Raw genomic sequence first — 22,617 nt, 5'->3', positions numbered from 1 at the left:
TTTACACCGCATAGTCGGTTGCCAGGTCAAGTTGGCAGTACACCGTATAAGTCGTTGGATGCAAAGCCTTGATCTTGAATTTCCCCTCGAAATCCATTTGCATCTTGATCGTGACTTGAACCTTGTCACCTGGCTTCAACGACAATGTTCCTGTTGCCGGATTCACTGCACCTCCGGCCTTCGCTTCACCCACCACTTCGCCCTTGCTGTCGTGTGCCTCCAGCAAAATCTCGAACTCGTTTTCAGTCGAGAACATGTCTGCCGTTTCAACTGCAAGGTCAATCACGGGCATACGTGTGGTGATGGCCTTGGCGCCGTTCTTGTAGCTCATCGCCACAGATGCTTTATGCAGTGTCGGTTGATTGGATGTTTTCAACTGCATCGTTATCACCGGCACCACGCATTCCTGCAAAGAAATGCCACCGTGATAATAGAGCAAGCCACTGCGATAGGCCGCCAACGAATGTGGCGCAGTGAACTTGGCAAAGTCACCGCGAATGCCCATTTTCTCGGCTGAGACCACTAGGTGATTGCTGTCGCCAGCACCATCACCCAGCGCGCACCGGTCATGAATGCCAATCCAGTTGCCAGCAGGCTTGCTGCAGACATCGCCCGCACCAGCGTGGGTGTTCATGAAAAAGCCATGATCGGTCGCGATCACCACCTCATGAAAGCCACGCTCTTTCAGCTTATGAATTGCGACCCGAATGCGTTTGAGTGCATTGGTAATCTCTGCAGGGGCGGTGTCAGGATGGTTCTCAAAGTGGCTATCTATCTCTACAGCGCGCAACACCAACAAATCGGTTTCAGGCGAGAAATCGAAACGTCCGCGAACAAAGTCTTCCAGACGCCCCTCTTCAAAGCGCTGGCCGTATTTCTTCCGAAACACATCCATGCGCTGCGCAACGGTTTCCACCACCTGGTCACCCAGCATTGGCACCAGACTCTGTTCGTCATTCTTGATGCGAAGCTGCTGGCCAGCCCCGGGCAACAAGCTGGCCATACCTACTGGCGTGATGCTTGGTAGCTGCGCCATGGCAGCCTGCACCTCAACTTGTCCGTCTTCCGTCAACTGTCGTTCCAGCGCCACGCCCAATTCGTAGCGAAGCGCATCAATCATGAAGTACGCCACCTTGTGGCCGTTCTTTTGCAGCTTGGGCGCAACAATGCGGTCAAACACATCGGTATTCGATAGCTGCCCAGCCAACGGCCAGCCACTTTGCTGCACATGACGAGTGAAGATCAACTGCACCTTCTCGACCAGTTTGCCGTACTGCTTACGAACCTGCTGCTTGACTGGCGTCATGACACCTTGCGCGTCTTGCCAGTCGTAATCGCTAACTGCCTGTTCGAACTCGCGATGCAAGCGATCAGCTTCACGCAGACTGCTCACATAAAAGGTCAACAGCACATCAAGATTGTGTGCATTGTCCGAAAGCTGCCGCTCCATGTCGTCGCAGGTTTGAAGCAACTCAGTAGCCGATCGAATCAAATCCCACTGGGCACGGCTCTCGCCTTTGCCCGTCCACACCGATTGCTGATGGCGCTCCGAGATGCTCCTCACCCGGTCGATGTCATCACGTAGAATGCCTTCGATCGCCCGACTCAAAAACGTGCGTTCCTCAAACGGAAAGGTGTCCCGGTCGCCCAAATCAGACCTGCTACCAAATTGGCTGACCAGGTTGAGATCCCTCTCAATTTCTTCTGCGCGGTCGATATAGACACTCTGCGTGCGGCGATCATTGCGCAGCAAATCGCACAGGTATTCAATCAACGGCTTCGCCTGCGTTTCGGCTCGCGGTACATCGTTCAAACTGGCAGGCAATGCACCAGGCAGATCAAAAACAAACTCGCTGAACAAAACGAAACGCCACAGTTCGTTGGCAACCGAGTCCCATGTCTTGCCTCTGGTCTTCAATGACAGGCCCATGCTGTTGCGGAGCAAATCACGCGCCTCTGTCACCCAGCTATCGCTGCCTTTCAATGCCGATTGCTGCGCATCGTTTGGCACAAGCAGCGCGAACAGTATGTCTCGGGCGGACTCGACTGCCAGTAGCGCACGCAAGTTGGGCCAGCCCAAGCCGCCGCCAATAGCATCCACCACCGCAAAACTAGGCGAAGCATCCTGCTCAAAGATGGCCCGAATGGCCGTGGTGTGATCTGGTTTCGCCTTCAGGCATAGGCTCTCAAAGCTATCACCATCCCCTTCGGGGAAAATCGCCCCGGCTGCGGCAATGGGTGCGAAGGGATCCGCCTGCCTTTCTTCATCGCTCTCGGGCGCTTTTGCAGGCACATAGACCAGCATTCCAGCGAGCTGCCGATCGATCACATCACGCAAGCCCTGCATCGCAGCTACCCGACTCTCAATGCTGCTCTTTGAAGCATCCACAACCAGCAGCTTTTCGGCGGCCAACCCTTTGCAGACATCTTGGTAATGCCCGGCAGGGTCATACACCACGAGACTACCCGTCTTCTGCAATCGGGGACGAAGAATTTTGTTCTGAATGAATTCAGCAATGCTCATGAGCTGCTCCTTAGGCTCAGGATGGACTTCACCTCCTTGAGCATCTTGTCTGTTCGTGCCGTCATCGCGGCCTCATTCCATTCGGTGCGAGTGGCCAAATCAGCGTTCAGATAAAGCCCATTGCGATACCCGATGAAGTCGTCCTTATCGTTCTGGCGGTCACGCTTCTTGATGAATTCCATCGTGCCGAGTTTGGAGTTGTACCCACTCAGGGTTAGGTTGCCGAGTTGGTGGGCGCAGCGCTGGCGTATGGCGTCAGCGGTGTCCTTGCCATTGAGTTCCAGCATGGCCACCCAGCCTGGGCCAAGGTTTTCTGTCTTGGGCAAGATGTGCTCAACCGTGAAAACGGGGCGATCGTTTGCGTCGTGTGCCCACAAATCGCGCGTGTTCTCGCGAGTCTGGTGTACTTCTTCCAGCTTGCACAACATGAAACGTGTGGCCTCGTAGTTATCGAGGTAAACATCGCCCTTCAGGCGCGCATCACACACATCCTCTGGGGCCGCACGCGCCACCAACCAATCACTGGCCTGGGCTACAAATTCTTCGAGCTTGATAATCGAGCCATTGCGAATCTGCTTCAGCAGCTCGCCTATCAATTGCACAAACATCGGGTCTAGCTCACGGGTTGGCGGTGTATCGGTAAGATTCCGCCAAAAAAACCATTTAGTGAGCAAAGAGGCTACTTGACCTAGTGCCAGGCCTTCATCCCAACTCCGACTTCTAGCGACCTGACTCACCCACAGTAAAAACGCATAGGCAGGTGCTGTGCCGAGGTGCTGTAAATCCAACAGTCGTTTTTTTGTATCTTCAGACCAAACACAGTCATCACTATCCGGATAATGAAGTAAGGAATAGGTCTTTCCTTTTTCTAATAGCTGACCAATAAACCACACCGGATGACGACGCAAAATAGCATCATAAATGGTGATCAGATTTGATCTCGTCGCCCTTGGACATCCTTTAACTTCTACGCGCCCCAAATACTTGAATATATTGTATAAATGCCGCAGGAACCGCTCCTGTAGCGCTGGCTCATCGAGCCAGTAAATCAGCTCTTTCCACTCATCAAACGCCCGGTCAATGCCGTAGTCAGGACGTTTGTCGAGTTCTGCCAGCAAATTGTTCTTGATGATGTCGATAGCCGATAGCGGAATGCCCCGGTTGTTGATCGACTCGAACAACATAAACGCGTCTGAGTGGCTTTGAACCTCAATCTTGACCAGGATCGCCGACTTGAGTTTTTCCAGCAGCACCATGCCCTGGCTAATGGTCAGTAGCGTAAGCCGCTCGCGGAAATACTTGTAGGCCTTCGCGATACGGCGATTCCCGAAGTTGGCCAGCCCTTTGGGTGCAGTGACCAGCTTTGGGAAAAGCTCGCTCAGAATCCGCTGGAAGTCCGCCTTGTTCTGCATCTGCTCGCTGGGTTCAAAGCGCCATTGGTTGTTCGCCTTGATGAAGATGCGGTTCTTCAGGTTCACCATCTCGACATTGAAGTCGTCATCCGGGTCAGGGTTCGACTTCAGCTTTTCATAGAGCGCGCAGAACAGCAGGCAGATGGTGGTAAAGCGCTGCTGGCCATCGATCAACTCCAGCTTGCTACCTGCCATCGAGTCCTTTTGGCCGTTGACACAAATGATCGACCCCAAAAAGTGGCCAGAAGGCGATTCATCCAGGTCGTTGAATAGCGCATCCCAGTTCGACCACCCCCAAACGTACTCGCGCTGGTACTTGGGGATGAAGAAAGAGGTCGCCCCATCCGGATTGAAGTAAAAACTGACGGGGAATGCTTTGACGTCCTGGATCACTCATCACCCCCGGCCTTCTTTTTTCCGCGCGTTTTCTTGGGGGGTGCCTCTGGCACCACGTACAGCTCTTCAAGCCCATGCGCGATGGCGAGGGATTTGTCGGTCTTGCACTTCTCGCGCACGCGTTCTGGCCAGTAGGCGATGGCCAGGTGCGCCCAGTCGTAGTCGCCTTTTTCCAGCTTGGCCCAGGTGCCCTTCAAGACCTTTTGCCAGGCCTTGTGGCGGAATAATGGCCACAGCGGCGCGGCGGTGATTTGCACGCCATCGTCGTGATTGGGCTGGTAGGTCGGAGCGATCTTGAGCAAGGTGTCGCGCAGGTCGGTGAGGTCTTGCTCAAAGGTTTGTAGTATTTCGTACTGTTTTTCCTCATCGCGAGAGCGACCGCTGCCCTTAATGCGCAACTCTGAGCACTCACGGCTGACTTGAGTCAGTTTGCCGTTGGGGCCGTCAAGGAAATCATTCACCGCTGTAAATAGCGTTTGATTGTTCAGGGAAGGGTAATAGATCCACAGGGTGTAGCTACCAGATGCGGTGGACAGCGGCCAGTAAATAGGTGCTTTGCGGCGGCTCTTGGAGTACTGCTGAAAATGGAAGGCAAAAAAATCTTTCTGCAACCAACGACGTACATCGCCCGACAAAGTCGCACCAACTCGATCCAATACCAACTCAACCAAGCGCGGCAAATCATGCGAATGGCCAAGATCGTCTACCAATATGTTGGAGTTATCGTGAAATGGCGTTGAGCCGTCAGGCAACATGCCTGGACTTTGAGCTGGTAAGGGGTCAAACGGGGCAGGCTCAGATTGAAGTTCCCTCTCCCCAGAGTAAAGGCGCCAATCGAATCGTCCGAAAGACACCCCGACTGCCCACGACAAACGGGAACTATCATCATCAAGGACTGAAACGTTTTCTTCTACGTCATCATCACTTTCATCTGAGTCATCCGCTTCGATTTCACCGGTTACTCGAACCAATGCCTCATTGTGATCGCGCTGCAGTACTTTAAATTCGGAGGCAGTCAGACCAAATAAACTAGCTATTCGCTGGTCAAGCTCCGCGCCAATAAGCGATTCTCGATTGATTGGCTGCAGTGCTTCGGTTTTCCCGCTAAGCGACGGCATGACAAACAAAATTTCCGTCTCATCACGCTTAAACCGCTCCGCCATTTTTTCTCGCACTGAAGCAATGACGTTCTCAGCATATGCGATGTCGCTCGCCCCAGGCTTGACATAGGGAATTGCGGAAACCATGGAATTTTGGAATTTTGGCTGCCAAAACGCTTCTCCTCGAAATCTAGCGACTGCCGTTGCAAAGTTGGATGACAAAAGCGCTGCCAACCAAGTTTCTTCCCCCAGCTTTGGATAGACCTGGCTTCTGCCGGCTGTCGGAATAACTCCCGATGGGACTAGGTACGGAACAAGGCGACTTGACCGCAACATGTAGCTAAAGGCAGGAAGAAAATAGAACGCTTCGGAGCGAACGTATTTGGACGGGGAGTCCCCCTTACCCACGTGAAAAGCCTTTATTTCATATCCATCATTTAACCAATTCACACACATGTGAATTGACGAAAGCATCGGAGAAGCCGCTTCAGTCTTTGAATACCAAGCCCACTTCGTAGGAATACAAAGCGTCAAACACTGCTGGCGCACCTTATCTAAGTCGCTCGACTTATCTGGAACGACAATATCTTTTGACTTTACTTCCCACCAAAGTCGTAAAAAACGAAAATCGTCGCCCGTTTGTAAGCCAACTCTTATTGAACTCGCCAATGGGTCGACTGCTGGATGGGCAGCAATTTTTCTGGCTATCGAATCATCAATCCAATAGACATATGGTGCATCACTGAATGCGAGGAACTGCGATGCTTGCCTTTTGAAATAATTGACTCCTGGAACTCCTTTTTTTACGAGTTCTATTGACTCAAGCAGACCTTCATTTTTATTGGTTCTATTGAGTTCTCTAAAAAAGATAGCGTCATTTTTGTGGTTCCCACCTCTCTCCCAAGTAACCGCAGCGGTTTCCACCATTGCGTCAAGCACTCCCTGTCCCAGATCGGCAAAGCTTTCGAGTGAAAGTTCGTTTGCGAGCACGGATGTGCGGAACTCTGAAAAGCTCTGTAGAAAAAAACATGTTCTGCTAACAATTGCTCCGATTCGTCCGCCAGGCCTCACAATTTCGGTTGCTCGCTCGATGAAATTCGCGAGAATGTTCCCCTTCGACCTAGGCAGACTTTCTTCAAGATATGACTTGGTTGATCGTGCAGGCTCCCCAAAAGGTGGATTCATGACTAGCACGTCAAATTTTTCACGAGACAAATCAATTAGGCGTAATCCATCCAATGCATCTTGCGCAAAGAGTCGCCCTTGGTAGGTTGCTTTATTGGCGTGGGCAAAGTTAGAAAGCGCCTCACGCAGGCGCATTTCGGCCCCTCTCCAGTTCTCTTGTTCCTGGTCAGCAAACAAGCCTGTGCCCTTGCCTACATAAACTTGACGTATAAGGGACGGCAACTCCTTTTCCACCTGAAGTAACACCCCCAGTTCGGGCAAGTGCTTCAGCATTTGAAGCGTTTTCTCGAACAGCTCAGCGTCGCGTGGGTCCAGCTGGGCTGCAAACTGCAAACGCAGTTCGCGCTCAGCTGGTGGAGCAACCGCGGCGACTACATGGCCTTGACCGATACGCGGACGCTCTTTTGCCTTTACGTTTGTGTCGTGCCAGGCACGCTGAGCACGCAACCACAGCGCAAGCGTGGCGATCTGAGCCGCTCGCGGGTCGATATCAACGCCATAGATGTTGTGTTCGATGACAAGTCGAGGTACATCGAGGAGGAATACGTCTTGGTCGGGATAGGTCTGACTGAGCGGTTTGAACTTCGACTGGGGATGCGTAGATCCATCCAAAGAACCTGGACCGTTTTGCTGCTCCCAAGCCCAAGCTTCGCGGTAAATTTCCAGAAACAGATCAAAGGAGTACAGGCCAAAGTGCATCGAGCCGCAAGCCGGGTCCAGCAGTTTCAGGGTGCGCGGGTCGCGCAGTTTTATAGCTGCCTGTGGTTGCTCGTCGGGCTTGAGCAGCAGATATTGGCAGCGATCTCGCAGATCCGTTTTCCCGCCAGTGGCGTTAAACCAGAGACGACCCAGCGTGTTATCGACCAAGTATTCCACCACATAACGCGGAGTAAAGAACTGGTTGCGCACCGCGAGTTCACGGCTGTTGCGTGGCGCCTGACTGGCATCACGCATGGCTTTACGCTCTTCTTTGGAATTGAAGTATTGGTAGATCCAACCAATGGTTTCGTCTGCAGCCCAGAGAGGTTCGATCTCAAAGTGGTTGAGTTCATCCAGCAGAGCACGTAGGGCGGTCTCGCGTGGGAACAGCAAACCATTGGCGGCATAGCGCTCAAACAGGGCAGGCAGTTCTTCTGCCAGTTCATCGAACACGCTGAAGATATAGACCTGGTAAGCCTGGCCGGTTTCACCCAGAGCTGTACCGGCAATCTTGCTATAGAGCTGGTAGCCACGCGACTGATAGCCTTTGCTGACCGACTCGATCAGTTGTCCGCGCGCCTCCATCATTAACAGTGCAGCAAGGCGGTTAAGCACCGTAAAGGCTTGCTCGCGCACCATCCGGTCGAGCACTGCGATGCGGTGATCGGTGTCATCGACATCAGCGCCCAGGTAGTGCGCCAGGGTTTGGCGTAGGACCTCAGCCGTGTGGCGCTGCCGGTCGTCCAGATGGGTGAGTCGTGCCATGGGCGTGACTTCACCGGTCTTGGGGTCTAGACCATAGGTTTGCTGAAGCTGGATACTGAGTTCGTCGGACAGCAGGTTGCGACAAGTATTAACCAGCTTTTGCAGGCGGCCTCGTGTGGATTGATCGAAAGCCATTTATTGGTCCTGCAGTTCGAGGTTGACGGCGAAGGCATGTGCATACTTCAGCTCGCCACGCAGTTGTTGCAGTTGCGTGATCAGCGCATCCAAGTCATCCATCGTGGTGATCTTGGTGCGCGCTTTGATACTGCGCGCGATGGCTGGTTTCGGTTCATTTACAGCACTTGGCACAGGAATCTCAGCTTCAAGCTCCTCCTTAATCCGCTTCGTGCCAAGACGCTCAATGCTGTGCTTCAAACCTTGCACTTCATCCTGCAGTTCAGACAGCTTGTTTGTAATGGAATTGAGTCCCAACAAATCAGGCGTCACTTCCACAATCAAACGCTCTAGGCTACCCAACAGTTCAGTCTGCTCTTGCTGGGTGAGCTTGATCCACTCCGGCACCCGCTTGAGGTCGACCTCGGCATCTTTTATGCGTGTTTTGAGCAGATTTTGCATCGCGATCACCGTATCGCGAATGCGGGCGCGAATAGTGGTGAGGCTGGTGCTGAAATCAGCCGCAAAACGATAGAAGTCGGCCTGCTGCAGGCGCTCGTCGATAAGGCTGAGGGCCTCAGCCAACTCTTCTTTTAGCGTGGCCAGCAAGGCCACATTCGGCAGGTTGGCAATGGCCGTGCAGTGCTGGCGAAGATCGCGCAGCGTTTGCTCCAAGCCTTGCTCCAACTTGAGTTTGACTTCGGCAGCCCATTTAAGATTTTCAAACAGCTCTGATTGCTCGTTGCCCAAACGACGTGGCGCATCCGACGCGTCGGTGAGCAGCACATCGTTAATCTCGTGCGTGAGGCTTTGCAGGCGGTCTACACCCGACAAGTTCAGGCCGCGCAGTTTTTCAGTGAGAGGGCCGTATTGGTGCTGCAGTTGCGGAAAGAGCTTGGTGGTGACTTTGCTGATGTCGTCTTCCAGCGGCACGACGGTGTCACCAGTCAATTCGGTCAACCGGGTTGCAGCGCGTGCCAGTACGTCGTTGGACGGACGGTCGCCGCCGCGAAGCGAGATGCCAATGATCTTGAACGTATTGTTGGTTTTGATGGCATCGATGGCTTGCTGGCCGTTGACGGTGACTTCGCGCCCTGCCACCTTGAGCTTGATCTCACCGGCCAGCAGCATGGCCGCCACTAGATATCGCAGGGTGTCTGCCGACCAACCAAAGGGCGCATCGGCAAATACATCAGTCAGGCGCTTACCATCGACCGTGCCGTTGCGATCAATGTAGTCACGGATGCTCACCATGGCCAAGTGGTCGGTGCGAATGCTGTGCCCTCCACTTTGGGATTGCACCAAATTCAGCGGATCAAGGGCACTGGTGATACCCGACAAGTTACCGACCCGGAGGAATTTCTCGGCGAGTTCTGTCAAGGCGCGCACCGGCGCCTCTGCGTAACGATCGAAAACTTGTTCGGCCACTTCGCTCAGGTGTTTACGAGCGGCATCCAGCAGTTCCGTGGCTAGCGTATCGACCGCAATAACCTGGCCTCGGAAGATGAACGATCCTTGCAGCAGACTGCGCTGAATCTGCGCCCGCAGTTTGGTGCTGAGGTGCTCCGCACGATCGGCCTGACCGTTGCAATATTCACGAATTTCTTGGTCTGGATCGCTGCGATAGCGGTTGGCGATTTCACGGCATCGGTGGATGTCAGCCGTCAGTTCGTCCATTTCCGGCGTCGTGCGGCCCACGAGGTAGATGTTGAACTTGAAGGAGTTGTGACGCGATTCGTCAGTGAGTCGAGTACGTGCGTTGTCGATTTCTTTGGGGTCGACCAGCTCCACAATGGTTTGGATCTGGTTGCGTTCACCCGCCAACGATGCGGGCACATTGCCTGCCGATTGCGCCTTGAGTCCGGTGGATACGGCATAGGAGCCGTGTAATTGGGTGGAGGGCAATGGCGCATAGACACTGGTCAACGCTTCGTTAACGATGCGACGCAGCTCAACGCCGCGCAGTGCAACTTGGCTGCGCTCCTGTTCAATGTCGTTCAGTTTTTCACTGAAGAAGCAAAGGTTGCCGTCTTGTTCGCCAAATGGAACGATGGAGTCGTTGATCAGGTCTTCGACCGCCTTCGCCACAGCGTCTCCTTGAGACGCCCCGGCGATGCTGGCGTGCATCAGACTGGTGACGTTTTGACGGGTGATCGGCAGGTTGCCAAGGATTTGCAGTACGGCGACCGTTTTGGCGATGTTTTGATGCAACTCGGAATGCGAGAAGCGGATCTTTGTGACCTTCTCGACCGATGCGTGCAAAGAGGCGAAGGCGCGCTTGATGTCTTTATCCAGAGCATCAAACAGCGTGACGGTGGTGGCGAGCCAGCCAACGGCTTGCTCTGCAACGGCAGGTTTGCCTTCAGAGCCGTCAATCAGAATATCTTGCACCACCTTGATCGCCGAGCGCAGGCCGATGCCACCCGTAGACTTGGCCAGTGCGCCTAGCAAGTGCAGCAGGATGTCGAAATGCGCAGGAAGGAACGGGTAGAGATCGACAAAGGTCTTGCGGTCAAAATCGACACCATATACGCGCGCATCAACAAGCTTGGTGTTCTGGCGCAGCTGCTGACCATATTGATCAAACAATCCGCCCAATTCGGCTTCCGCTGGTGACGACTTGCCCAGCAGACGCGTGTAGCAAATTTCCTTGATGTCGTTGGATTCAAGGGCGATCTGAATCGGGAAGCGGTCATTAAGCTTGAACAGTTCTGGCGAGTTGAGGGCGGCCTTCGCGTCGTCCGCCGTGAGCGTTTGTTGCGCCGTTCCGACGATCCAAACCTTGCCGTCGCCGATGTTTTTCAGGTTCTTCGCCAATCCATCGAGGTTCAGGATCAGATTGGGCCGTGGGCCAACGTACTGACCGACTTCATCGATGATGAAGATGATGTATTCCTTGCCCGATGCCTCGCGGGCAATCTCCAGCATTTCACGCACGCGATCGTTTTCGAAAACGACGATTTCACTTGATTCGGTCGTGAACGAACTGGATGTCTTGAAAAGCGTGGGGTAAAGCTTGTGCGCAATCTCAGGAATGAGGCTGTCGACCACCAACTCGTCGTTACGGTAGTTGCTCCAGTCTTCACCGCCCGCAGCCTCTTTGAATGCATCCAGGAATTCGTTGTAACGACCTTCCTTCTTAAGCCTGCGTTCCAGCGCAGCAACCTTGAGATTGCGCGAATAACCTGCCCACTGCAGAACCTTGTAGAACAGGACCGTCGACACCTCTTCCATGGTCGCACCTGCGACCTGTTCGCTGGCCAAGTCCAACATCAGCACTGCGGCAGGAAATCGCTTGGCTACGTTCGAAAGCAAGGACTTGGTTTGCTGACGCTTGAGGCGATCTTGGAGGTGCTGGATGAATGGAACGCCATCAATGGTGATGCGATCGTCAAATGCCAAGCCCAAATATTTGGTGAACGAGCTCTTACCCGAGCCATAGAAGCCCGATACCCAGACGCCGACTTCGTTTTCGCCACCAATGTCCATGGCGGCTTCCATCTTGAGCAGGAGATTCTCAAACTGCTGGTCGATGCTGTCGGTAACCACGTATTCCGAGATTTCCGATTTCAGGCGCGCCTCTTGTGACACGCCATAGGTGATGACCTTTTCAATGCTGCGATTGATGCTCTTGCTGGGGTCGAAGAGTTTTTTGATCGTCATGTTTTACCTCAATGATTAGCCGCCGACGTGGACAGAGCGGTAGTTGCCATCGTCGGGGTAGAACCCCAGGAATTTGAGTCGTGTCTTGCCGGTGCGCACACCAGGGTAAAAGAACACCGTGGGTACATGGAATTTGCCTTGCAACTTGCCTTCGATGACACCGATGCGTGTGTAGGGATGCAACGCCTCAAGATCGGTGACCAGTAAAATGGCCTTAGGCTTGCCTTCAAGTTCGGCCAGCTTGGCTTCAATGCGTGCCTGCAAAGCACCATTACTGATGGCATTGGCGAGCGACGCATTGGTCTTGCCCCATGCCAGGGGTGCTTTCTGATCGGCCGCGAGCCAGATCTTGCGAAGCGGTGCCTTCTCGATAATGTCTGCAACATGCTCGGTGATCGAAAAGGTTTCGACTTCCCAGCCTTCGTTACGCAGTCGGTGCACCCACGCAGGTGTTTCGCGCTTCACATTGAGGATCTGATTTGGCGGAAAAACCAAATAGAAAATGGGCTCAAAGCTGGCATGGCCAAACTCGCGCCCCTGCTTAATTCGCTCCATCAACTCATTGAAATCAGCTTTGAGCGATGACATCGATCAGTTCCTCCATGTTTTTATAGGTCCAACCGATATGCACGACATCGGAAGCGGCCTGAAATATGAACAGGCCTTGTAATGACAAACGTTTCAATTGGTCTCGGACGTCGGTACGTTCCAGTCCAAAGAGATCCCAGTCGGAGCTTGAAACAATTTGGTTGTCACCAAGACCACTGAACTTCAAGTCGTAGGCCAAGTAGGCGGCGACCTTTGGCAAGATGCGATAAGCAGCAATCGAGCGCTGGTTACGGCCTGTGGTTGTCAGCAGTCCATAGTCGGCGCAGCAGCCCATCAAATACGATGAGATGCGCTTGATCGTGGTCTCAGACCATGGCTTTTGCGTTTTTCCTTCGCGCACGCTGTTGGCAACAAAGGTGCGTGCATCTTCCAGCTGGAGGTCATTTCGCCCTGCTGAATAGCGCGCCCAGTAAACTTCTCGAACGAAGTCTGCCAATACAAGATTGGCTCGCGCGGTATAGATAAAGAGCAGTTGATTGAGCTCGGCGGTCGTGAAACGACCAACCAGGGAATTGAGGCGCGCGGCAACGCAGGGGTCGCGCATGTAGCGTGGGGCAAAGCACTCGGCAACAATATTGCGAAGGCGCCTTGCCGTTACCAAAGGGAAACGACCCGATGCCAGCGCGGCCTCATAAAGCTGGGACGCACTCATGCCAGGTTGATAAACCTGGAGCAGCTGCCTTGTTTCTTCTAGGAGCCCAAGCCCGGCTTGTAGCTGAGTGGTGTAGTAGCGCTGCTGACTCACTCAACCTCCCGAACGTAGGGGAAGGTCTGAATTCCAGAGGTTAGGGCTGCACAATAAAAGCCCGCAGCACGTTGTAGCTCGGTTTGTAGATCTTGACTCATCTGGCCCAGCGAAATGGGGCCTGGCGATGCGGACTCTGGTTTTTCCGCCAATTCAGCCAGGCGCACCATCGCCAGCTCACGACTTGCCAATCTGCCTTGCAAGATTTGCACGAAAGCGGTGTCGTTGAGCGCATCAGCAGATGCTTGCTCGAGCCCGATCGGCAAACGAAATAGGTGATAGATACGACCAACACCAATGACCTCGTCGTGAACCTTAGCTGCCGCCGCAGTTGCCCCCTGGTATTGGGCAAGAAACAGAGATCGGTTGAATATTGGAGCCAAAAAAGCAGTTGCTGTAGCGCCAAAGAACTCGCTGCCCCACCAATTAGCCTGGCCCTTTTCCCCCAGGTAACCAATCAGTATCCGGAGCTCTGCGATTGTTTTTGCGATGGTATTCATAAAAGTCCTAAATCTTTTTTCCAGTGGGCAGCTAGGCAACACTGTTAGTAATTTGGCTTCGCCTCGTCCAGGCGGGGTTCTTTGTAGCCTGGAGCCAAAACAGCATTCTTGACACCGTATAACGCCAACTGGTCCTTCAGCCAAAGTCGGTACTCATGCCCACGCAGACTATGGCCTGGCGAGCAGTCCACGCTCCATTGCCTTAGGATGTATCCGGCAGTGGCGGCACGCAACTTCATGCGTAGTGCCCCTCCATCCATCCCGTAGTCCATTTCGGTTATTTCTGGACGCGGCTGGCTCGGATGCGGTACCAGCTCTAACTCGACGATTCGGGTCCACTGAATGTCTTGATCGCTCATCTCGTGAGGAGCCACGGGCTGACCATTAAGCACCACTGGGCGCCTTATCCGAGTAATGACGAAGTCACGGAACTCCTTTGACTTCCGATCGAACGCGCGAACGTGCCAGCGAAAACCTGTATCGATCAAAGCAAAAGGCACGATCTCGCGTTTCGACTTGCCACTGGAAATCGAGTGGTACTCGACGGCCAAAGCGCAGCAATGATGGATGGCGCGCGTCACACTCGCCAGCACATCCAAATCAGGGTTCGTCAGCCTAGAAGGAATTTCACTAGGCACCCAAGTTTTGAACTTAAGCGGCTCGCCATCACCGAAGGCCTGTGTCAGCCACGACATAACTCTTTCTGCTGGGTAATCGAACAGCGAACGGAAGTCAGCTCCAAGAACATAGGTCTTGGCTTTGGAGTCATAGTCAATATTGCCGGAGGCTAGCTCCCTATACAGCGCAAGGTCCCGGGTCGCCGCAGCGGACTGGATGGCAAAGCGATCCACCAGATCCTGCCTCCGAATCTCCCCGACGAAACGTATACGCAGCTCGATAAAGGCTAGGCGGTCACGCTGTGGCTGAGCGAGTTCTGCAAGAGAGCTTATGGGCGTCATATGAATTAGCGGCACGTGATCTGACTATTTAACGGATATTATTGTACGCCTTAGGCGCACGTCCATATTTGTATTTTACAAATATGGTGGTACTCATTTTGATTACCTAATCTTCCATGCATTAGAAAATGCAAGTCGCGCCTGATCGCGACGATTCTGCATTTTAGAGATGCAGCCCAGACACTGCACATCGAGCTCTGGCGGTGCCCTGCTATAGGTCTCTGCCAAATAGAGATCATTAAAGCAATTCCCGCCAAATCTGCTGTGCTCAATTATCTGGACAAGCGCCTGCGCGCTGACCCCATGAGGATAAAGCGACGCAAGCTCTTTCTCTTCTTCCTGATCAAACGCTTTCAAGTAGTGCCGCTCATCGCGCAAGGCCACTTCAATGACTTCGCGCGATAGGACAATCCACGCCAACACCCCAACGTCCGGATCAGTCGCCTGCATATGTGCAAGTCTCGGTCCGGTGACGGGTATCAGGGTGTATCAGGCGAGGGCTGAGCCCCCCCCCTGATTTGCTGCAGTGGTCCATTCACCCTCTGCTGCAACCAAATACCCGGCAACGATTGCCATACACCTTGGTCGCCGCCTTGCAGAGGTAGCTCACCCGAACGAAATACCGATCCATCTCCGCTGGATCATCCTGAGAAAGGTGGTACCCAGCATTCTCGGGGATATGCACCAAACCATTGGTATCATCGATAGGCATTCTCAACGCACTGGCCCATGCCGCATTCATGCGGCTGTATGTATTCTGCTGTGCTGAGTCATAGCGTCCCACGGTGTGGTACGCATCTCGGTTGAGCAGTAAGACGAAGTGGTAATGTGGTCGCCCCTCCTTCCCAGTCTCCCTGACCCAGCACCATCGGACGTCTGTCTGATGAGCAGTACCGTTCAACCGCCTGGAGCGCTCTCGTGCCGATTGGATTCTGAAGGTCAACGAATCGACAAATCTGGAAATGACAGTGTTATCTGATGTAGGGACAGAGTCGTCATCTGGGAAATGTAGGTCGAACCGTACAGCGAACACCTGGCGGTGAGCTCTCAGCGCTAACTGAGTGGTCCCATGAATGCCTTCGAGGTATTCAGTAATGAAGGGAGCGTGACGCGTCAGCACGGACAGTCCACGGAAGGTGCTCTCGTAGTGCAGGTGAAGATTGCTGTTGTCAGGGTGACGCTTGGGTTGGTGTGTCATGGGAATGATCCGCTAAGTAGGTTCATCAACTCAGTGGATTCTGTAAATTTTTACGGTTCGATCTGCAGGTGCAGCAGACCTCAGCAACTGCAGCTAGGCGCTTGTTCAATCACTGGCTGAGCTCACCCCTCAAGAAGGGGTGAGCGTGATGGGATGACTGCCTTGAATGGATGTATGGGTAGGATCTATTGGTTGATGATGACCATGAGAAATGCAAGCTCTACCCAGATGAATCCATGTTTAATGTATGGATATATAAATAATACTAATACCGAAACCACCACCCCACTCCTGCAAGGGAGTGGGGCGGCAAACTGCCAGAGAGCTCTGGCAAGAATGTGGCAGCTTCAGTGATTCAGAGCTCTGGAAATAAACCAAAGATTCGAGTCAGCCGGAACGCCGACCGAATGAATTGGCGAACGCTCAGCCAATCGGCCGATCACCCTCGCCTTTAGCCACTACACCTCCGTGAGCGACTCACAAGCATCACGCGCCTCGATCCTGGCCATGACCCAGCTCATAACCTCGCTTTCAACCCAGCCCACAGACCTGCCACCCAATGGTACTGACTTAGGAAAGCTCCCCTCGCTTATGTACTTGTAGATAGTGGACCGGCCCAGGCCGGTGCAGTCGATAACTTCTTTCAGACGGATGATCCTCATGAACTGTCTCCTCATATTCGTTCAGAGGATTCGCAAGGCCTGTAAATAAATACTCACCACGCCTACTGCTTAACGTTGACCGCCCAGGCTCCGCAGAGAATTCCATCAGAACGGCATAGTCTGTGCCGCTCAGTTGAAGACTTATTAGCCTAATAGACCGACGCCATTTAGCTCAGGATCAACTGCGTCAAGCGGAGACGCGAGCCTAGGGAGCTTCGCCAATATCTTGCCTAAGATGACCGACGACGAATCAATTCGACCTTGTACAGAGCATTACTCACCCCTGCACGCGCCCGACTTCGGCCACCACCTTTGCCACACGACAAAGACTCGAAGCAGTCTCAGTCAGTCGCTCGAAACAACCGAGTACGCTTTGCACCCCGCGCTTCGCTGAAATTGACGCGCGCAACCTATAAGCATCAGCAGCATGTTCTGACAATCTCGCCGCCACTCGATAAGCACCCACGAGGCCGCTCGCTCTTACTAATAGACGTTCAGCGCCATATGCACCACCGACTCCAGGAACGCGACAAAACGTCACTGACGCCATGACAGCCTCGAAAACACTGATCGATTCACACGGTAAAAATACTAAGCACTGCTAAAAAACCAACAATTCATGGCTACAGAGCCCATATTTGCTGGCTGCCACGAGAATAATTATTCTAGAATACTCATAGAATAAACATACAATATCAATTGATCCACTATAGAATACATGTAGAACGCGCATAGAATTCATATAGAATCCTACTAGAATCTGACCCAATTAATAATATTAATATTCGGCAATTGATAGAGCATGACTATGGATAATACTTTCATCGTTGACGATAGCGGGCTTGATGAGCTAAGCCGTTTGCTCAAGGAACCACGACAAAGCAATCGCCATGACATCTGGCTATGGCTCTGCCTGCAGTACTACGGAAATATTGATCTAGATCCCTCTACCTGCAACGGCGCCACCATGAGGGACACAATCGCCCTCACACTGAATGAAAATATCCACATCCTTGAAGGCATAAATTCGGACAAAGATCGGGCTCTGCTCCCAGATGGCAATTTTAAGTGGATTGACGGAGATGAGCGGCAGTATCAATGGCTACTTCGCAGGATTGAGGACATCACCGCGCTGGGACCTCCCCGGGGACTGCCTCAAGGCCTGGTACACCTCACAGGCAGGAGTCGTCTCATCGCCATGCTTGATCTCTGGAATGCCCCTATCGCAGAGAAAGCAGACGAAATCGAAAACCTCCGCAATTTTTGGCTCAGGCACAAGTCAAGGGACCGTGATTTCGAGTGGTTCGAAGACAAAAAAGATGGCAGCAAGCGCTGCAAATGTGCTTGGGAATGGTTGGAGAAGAACCATACACCCATGCCCAGGAGCCAGCTCCCGATCAGCAATTACAAGGAACTCCTCATATTCTTCGATGAAGCGCAGCTCCGCCATACTGAGCAGAAAGCCATCATCCAATACATCAAGAAAAGATGGAGCCGCAAGCAGTTCGACGAAAGGGCAGCAGACAAGAAGCAGCTTAACGTCATGCTGTCGAAAAACGTGATCGAGCTACTTGATACGCTGGCAAAAAAGCACGAGCTGAAACGAGCTCAAGTCTTGGAGCTTCTGATAACGAAGGAGTCTGAGAATGGCGTGTACTCCACAGGCAAGCGGTGGCTAGGAGAACTACCTTAGGTGATGGAACCAGCCGAAGCCCCTCCTTTCCTCTGCACCACAAGGCTAAAGCCTTGGTATTCCAAATGGTATTCCAAGGAATTTTTTAACCAATATTTTTCATTTTAAATCAATTACTTATAATATCAGTTCAGATTACCCCGGCCCAAACAAGCTATAAAAATCAGGCACTTAGCATTTATCGCAAGTGCCTTTTTTGTGCCTGTCAGGTTTTTGGGGCTGGGTACTGCGTAAGCGAACAGCCAACACACCTACCGAACTCCCAAATTAAGGGCGATGGTGTCCGCCTATTTTTAAGCGGACGCGATAGCCCTTAAATGCGCCAACGAAGCTCTTACCCCAAGTCGTTCAAGGCCCAGGTTGTTCAGGAATGCCTGCAACCCGGCGTATCCATCTCCAGCGTTGCCATCAGCCACGGCATCAATGCCAATGTGATCCGCAAGTGGCTACCGCTTTACCGAGATCAACCACCCGCACCGCTGCCGGCATTTGTTCCGGTGAAGGTCGCGCCGAAAAGGCCGGCCGAGGGCTCCGTAATCATTGAGCTGCCATTTGGCGAGCAAACCCTCACGATAAAATGGCCGTCTTCCGACCCCGAGGGCTGCGCCCGCTTTATTCGTGGACTTGCCCCATGATCCGCATCGACGCCATCTGGCTGGCCACCGAACCCATGGATATGCGAGCTGGCACCGAAAAAGCGCTCTCTCGAGTCGTCGCTGTCTTCGGTGCGGCGCAGCCGCACTGTGCTTATCTCTTTGCCAATCGCCGGGGTAACCGCATGAAGGTGTTGGTGCACGACGGCCTGGGCGTTTGGCTAGCGGCACGCCGTCTGCACCAAGGAAAATTCGCCTGGCCGAGCAGTCGAAGTGGCGACTCGATGGAGCTGAATGCTGAGCAGCTCCAGGCACTGGTGGTCGGTCTTCCCTGGCAGCGCCTTGGGTCTGACGGAGCCATCCGTAACCATTAAGAGACATGGATGACATACATCGATCAGCAGATCGGGCAGAGTCATCGCCATGAGTCCTACTACCCCTCTCGATCAGCTCGACACCGAACAACTGCGCAGCCTCGCTGCGCAGTTGCTTCAACATGTCGAGCGTCTTGATAAAGAAGTGCTGCACCAAAAAACCCGCAACCAACAGCTCATTCACGAGATAGCTCTGCTCAAGCGTCACCGTTTCGCCAAACGCTCCGAGTCGTTCAGCCCTGGTCAAGCCAGCTTGCTCGACGACTTGATTGAGACCGACCTGGCCGCCATCGAAGCCGAACTTGAAATCCTGGCACCAACGCCCGCGCAAGCGCCAGTCCGTCAGCAACCCAAACGTACCGCTTTGCCCGCCGAGTTTCCGCGCACGCTGATTCATCACGAACCTGAAAACATCCAGTGCCAATGCGGCTGCGCCCTCAAACGCATCGGCGAAGACGTCAGCGAAAAGCTCGACTACACGCCTGGTGTGTTCAGCGTTGAGCGCCATGTGCGTGGCAAGTGGGTCTGCGATGACTGCGAAACGTTGATCCAGGCGCCGGTACCGGCTCAGGTCATCGACAAAGGTATCCCGACTGCCGGGCTGCTGGCTCAGGTGATGATCGCGAAATACGCCGATCATTTACCGCTGTACCGCCAGGAGCAAATCTTCGGTCGGGCCGGTCTTGCGATACCACGCTCAACGCTCGCCAGTTGGGTCGGCGTTTGCAGTGTGCAATTGCAGCCGCTGGTCGATGCCTTGCGCGAAGTCGTGCTTGAACACAACGTGGTGCACGTCGACGAAACGCCGGTGCAAATGCTCGCACCTGGAGAAAAGAAAACCCACCGGGCGTACGTCTGGGGCTATGCCACGACCACCACCGCACCGATCAGTGCCGTGGTGTATGACTTCAGCCCTGGCCGGTCGGGCGAGTACGCCCGCAACTTTTTAGGCGACTGGAAAGGCAAGTTGGTCTGCGACGACTACGGCGGCTACAAAGCCAGTTTTGCACTCGGTGTCACCGAAATCGGCTGCATGGCCCACGCCCGCCGTAAGTTCTATGACTTGCACATCACCGGCAAAAGCGTACTTGCCGAGCAAGCACTGCGGTATATCGCAGCCCTATATGAAATTGAACGCGAAATCCGCGATGTGGAACCGGACGTCCGACGACGAATACGTCAGGAAAAAGCAGCGCCCCTGATGGCCGCGTTTCATGCCTGGATGATCGCCCAGCGCGAGCTTGTGCATGAAGGTTTGGGGATTACCAAAGCGTTGGATTACAGCCTCAAGCGCTGGGCGGCGCTGAGTCGTTACCTGGATGACGGCACCGTGCCCATAGATAACAATCACATCGAAAATCAGATACGGCCGTGGGCGCTTGGGCGCAAAAACTGGCTCTTCGCTGGTTCGTTACGCAGTGGTCAACGTGCGGCGGCGCTGATGAGCTTGATCCAGTCGGCCAAGCTCAATGGGCATGACGTGTATGCCTATTTGAAGGATGTGCTCACGCGCCTGCCGACGCAGCGGGCAAGTGAAATTGGGGAGTTGTTGCCGCATCGATGGCAACTCGCTTAGTTGCGCAAGGCGGGATGCCCGGACGCTTACGGTACTGCCAGCTTTATCACAGCCTGCCGGACCGCGAAGCCCATCCTCGGCCGTCGCCTTTAGCTGGCCAATGCCACTGCCCAATCGCTGGCATTTAACAATTCGGCGAGAGCCAGAGTACTGAGCCTTACAAGCGTAACGGGTCCTGGCGGAAAGGAATTTCGGAATCATTTTTCGTCCCAACATTACGCAGCGTCCTGATCAGCTCGTTACCGATCGAGCTCGGCAATCAAAGTCAAAATGCATTTTAAGTGGCCGTATGACATCATACTCAGTACCCCAAGCCTGGGAGTGGGCTGATGCACTGCAAACAACAGTGATGCGAAAGGAGACGCTGACTGATGGACCGAATCAAACGACTTGAGGCGCTGGAGGCGCAGTACCAGCTGTTTGTTAGCCAGCGCGACAATGCCTCTCCGAGCAAGCCCCGCATTGCCGCCTGGGGCCTGGTCAAGGCAGGGAAAAGCTCCCTGCTCAATATGCTCAGCGGCCACGCCAACGACGAGCATTTCCAAACCGGTGATGTGCGTACCACCCGTGCCAACCAAGCTCTGGAATTGGATGACTACGTGCTGGTGGACACTCCAGGTCTGGGCTATGACCAGAATGACACTCAGCAAGCTAACCAGGGCCTCGATGCGGCTGATATTGTCCTGTTCGTCCATGCTCCTCCCGGTGAGCTGGACCAGGAAGAAGTGGCCCTGCTCGACCAACTGCCCAGCGCTTATGGCCAGGATGTCGGCGAGCGGGTGGTACTGGTGATCAGCCAACTGGACAAGCTGCAGGACGCCGACCTCGCCGCAGTCAAAGACACCATCGAACGCCAGGCCTTGATCCATCTGGGCACAGCGCCTGAATGCTTCGTCATCTCCAACACGCGCTTTAAAAGCGGTGTAGAGAAGAACAAACAAGGGCTCTGCGAGAAAAGCGGCATTCCGCAGTTGGCGCAACATCTGCAAACGCTTTCGAAAAGTCTCGCCCAGTCTCTGACAGAGGCACGACACAAGCGCCTGGCACGGCGTGCCCTGAAGCTGGGCGAGCGGATCGACGCTGAGATCAAACGGGATCTCAAGCTGATCGAGCAAATCACCGAGCCTTATGTGGTCAAGGCCCAAGCCTTCGTCGAGCACATCGACGGCGCTCGGCGCACCTTCAAAGCTCATACGTCCGACATGCAAAAAGCACGCACCAAACTCGACAGCCTCAAGTAAGGAGACTTGCAATGCCTCTACCCTGGTTGATCGGCGTTGCGGCAGTCGCTGCTGTCGCCATTGCCAAAGCGGTCAGTGACGACAGCCCTTCGTCTTCGAGCAGCACCACGCGCCACGACGACAGCGAGCGGCGTCAGCAGGAGCTGGAAGCCAAGCGCAAGCGCGAACGCGAAAACCTGAAAGCCCGAGTGCAATCACTTGCGGGAGACCGACGGGAACAACTCAAGGCCCAGCTCCGGGGAGCGGCCTCTACGCTGGCCGCCTCGTCGGACAAACACAACCCGATCTCTGAAGGTGTCAGCAAGATGACCCGCTTGACGCTCGAAGGAGTGCCGGGGGATCAGCTCGAACAACGCATCCGCAGCACCGCATCGTCGACGTCGAGTTACGGCAAGACAGTCAAAGCCATTCTTCAGGCGTCACCCGCCATGGAAGGCGGCCAAATCGTTCATTTCATGCAGGGTGTGAATCTGCTCGAATCCGTGACCGCGCCTGCCGAAGCGTCTGCATCCGACCAGGCAGCGCTCGCCCAGGCGCAAGCGGCCCAGGCACGTATCGAGCGGCTGCAGCAGCTCAAACGTCAACTTCTCTCTCAGGCGTAATTGATCC

17 protein-coding genes are annotated in these 22,617 nt (G+C 53.9%); 6 read left to right on the top strand and 11 right to left on the bottom strand.

All coding sequences use genetic code 11. The annotated features are described in order from the left end of the window. Position 1: 1 nt before the first annotated feature. The 11 genes from JFT63_RS16095 to JFT63_RS16045 form a co-directional block, all read right to left on the bottom strand. Positions 2-2,524, bottom strand: coding sequence for a PglZ domain-containing protein (locus JFT63_RS16095; RefSeq protein ID WP_198844298.1), 2,523 nt, complete (start codon positions 2,522-2,524; stop codon positions 2-4). Continuing rightward, a complete protein-coding gene (locus tag JFT63_RS29965) occupies positions 2,521-4,329 on the bottom strand; it encodes a DUF262 domain-containing protein (RefSeq protein WP_095027057.1) in 1,809 nt (602 codons plus the stop codon). The genes JFT63_RS16095 and JFT63_RS29965 overlap by 4 nt, the downstream gene beginning before the upstream one ends. Beyond that, on the bottom strand, positions 4,326-8,216 hold the full coding sequence (gene pglX, locus JFT63_RS29645; protein ID WP_233102321.1) for a BREX-1 system adenine-specific DNA-methyltransferase PglX: 3,891 nt from the start codon (positions 8,214-8,216) through the stop codon (positions 4,326-4,328). Before pglX ends, JFT63_RS29965 begins: the two co-directional genes overlap by 4 nt. After that, positions 8,217-11,858 (bottom strand): BREX system P-loop protein BrxC, encoded by a 3,642-nt coding sequence (brxC, locus tag JFT63_RS16080; protein ID WP_095027056.1) that lies wholly within the window; start codon positions 11,856-11,858, stop codon positions 8,217-8,219. Between the two features lie 15 nt (positions 11,859-11,873). Continuing rightward, on the bottom strand, positions 11,874-12,446 hold the full coding sequence (locus tag JFT63_RS16075) for a BREX protein BrxB domain-containing protein (protein ID WP_095027055.1): 573 nt from the start codon (positions 12,444-12,446) through the stop codon (positions 11,874-11,876). Then, entirely contained in the window at positions 12,427-13,212 is a 786-nt protein-coding gene (locus tag JFT63_RS16070) for a BrxA family protein (protein ID WP_198844297.1), read from the bottom strand. The genes JFT63_RS16075 and JFT63_RS16070 overlap by 20 nt, the downstream gene beginning before the upstream one ends. Next, complete coding sequence (locus JFT63_RS16065; protein WP_095027053.1) at positions 13,209-13,712, bottom strand: BrxE family protein; 504 nt, start codon at positions 13,710-13,712, stop codon at positions 13,209-13,211. Before JFT63_RS16065 ends, JFT63_RS16070 begins: the two co-directional genes overlap by 4 nt. Positions 13,713-13,756: 44 nt before the next feature. Beyond that, the gene (locus JFT63_RS16060) at positions 13,757-14,671 is read right to left on the bottom strand and encodes a WYL domain-containing protein (protein ID WP_095027077.1); all 915 of its coding nucleotides are present in this window, start codon (positions 14,669-14,671) and stop codon (positions 13,757-13,759) included. A gap of 102 nt (positions 14,672-14,773) precedes the next feature. Beyond that, entirely contained in the window at positions 14,774-15,121 is a 348-nt protein-coding gene (locus tag JFT63_RS16055) for a hypothetical protein (RefSeq protein ID WP_198844296.1), read from the bottom strand. Positions 15,122-15,206: 85 nt separating this feature from the next. Next, a complete protein-coding gene (locus tag JFT63_RS30115; RefSeq protein ID WP_198844295.1) occupies positions 15,207-15,869 on the bottom strand; it encodes an inovirus Gp2 family protein in 663 nt (220 codons plus the stop codon). A gap of 458 nt (positions 15,870-16,327) precedes the next feature. Continuing rightward, entirely contained in the window at positions 16,328-16,531 is a 204-nt protein-coding gene (locus JFT63_RS16045) for an AlpA family transcriptional regulator (RefSeq protein ID WP_095027050.1), read from the bottom strand. A gap of 808 nt (positions 16,532-17,339) precedes the next feature. On the opposite strand from JFT63_RS16045, the gene JFT63_RS16040 reads away from it, so the two are divergent. From JFT63_RS16040 to JFT63_RS16015, 6 genes are all read left to right on the top strand, one after another. After that, positions 17,340-18,224, top strand: a complete 885-nt coding sequence (locus tag JFT63_RS16040) for a hypothetical protein (RefSeq protein ID WP_179291768.1) — start codon at positions 17,340-17,342, stop codon at positions 18,222-18,224. Positions 18,225-18,541: 317 nt separating this feature from the next. Beyond that, entirely contained in the window at positions 18,542-18,859 is a 318-nt protein-coding gene (gene tnpA, locus JFT63_RS16035; RefSeq protein ID WP_198844294.1) for an IS66-like element accessory protein TnpA, read from the top strand. Next, the gene (tnpB, locus tag JFT63_RS16030) at positions 18,856-19,191 is read left to right on the top strand and encodes an IS66 family insertion sequence element accessory protein TnpB (protein WP_186563488.1); all 336 of its coding nucleotides are present in this window, start codon (positions 18,856-18,858) and stop codon (positions 19,189-19,191) included. Before tnpA ends, tnpB begins: the two co-directional genes overlap by 4 nt. Before the next feature lie 49 nt (positions 19,192-19,240). After that, positions 19,241-20,767 (top strand): IS66 family transposase, encoded by a 1,527-nt coding sequence (gene tnpC, locus JFT63_RS16025; RefSeq protein ID WP_198844293.1) that lies wholly within the window; start codon positions 19,241-19,243, stop codon positions 20,765-20,767. 371 nt (positions 20,768-21,138) lie between these two features. Next, complete coding sequence (locus JFT63_RS16020; RefSeq protein ID WP_198844292.1) at positions 21,139-22,008, top strand: GTPase; 870 nt, start codon at positions 21,139-21,141, stop codon at positions 22,006-22,008. An 11-nt stretch (positions 22,009-22,019) separates the two neighbouring features. After that, positions 22,020-22,610, top strand: coding sequence for a hypothetical protein (locus tag JFT63_RS16015; RefSeq protein ID WP_198844291.1), 591 nt, complete (start codon positions 22,020-22,022; stop codon positions 22,608-22,610). The last annotated feature ends 7 nt before the right edge of the window (positions 22,611-22,617 follow it).

Origin of the sequence: Pseudomonas sp. MF7453, assembly GCF_016405455.1 — a bacterium.
Taxonomy (GTDB): Bacteria; Pseudomonadota; Gammaproteobacteria; order Pseudomonadales; family Pseudomonadaceae; genus Aquipseudomonas; species Aquipseudomonas paralactis.
The sequence above is the reverse complement of the archived record's forward strand: the minus strand, read 5'-3'. Positions and strand labels throughout refer to the sequence as shown.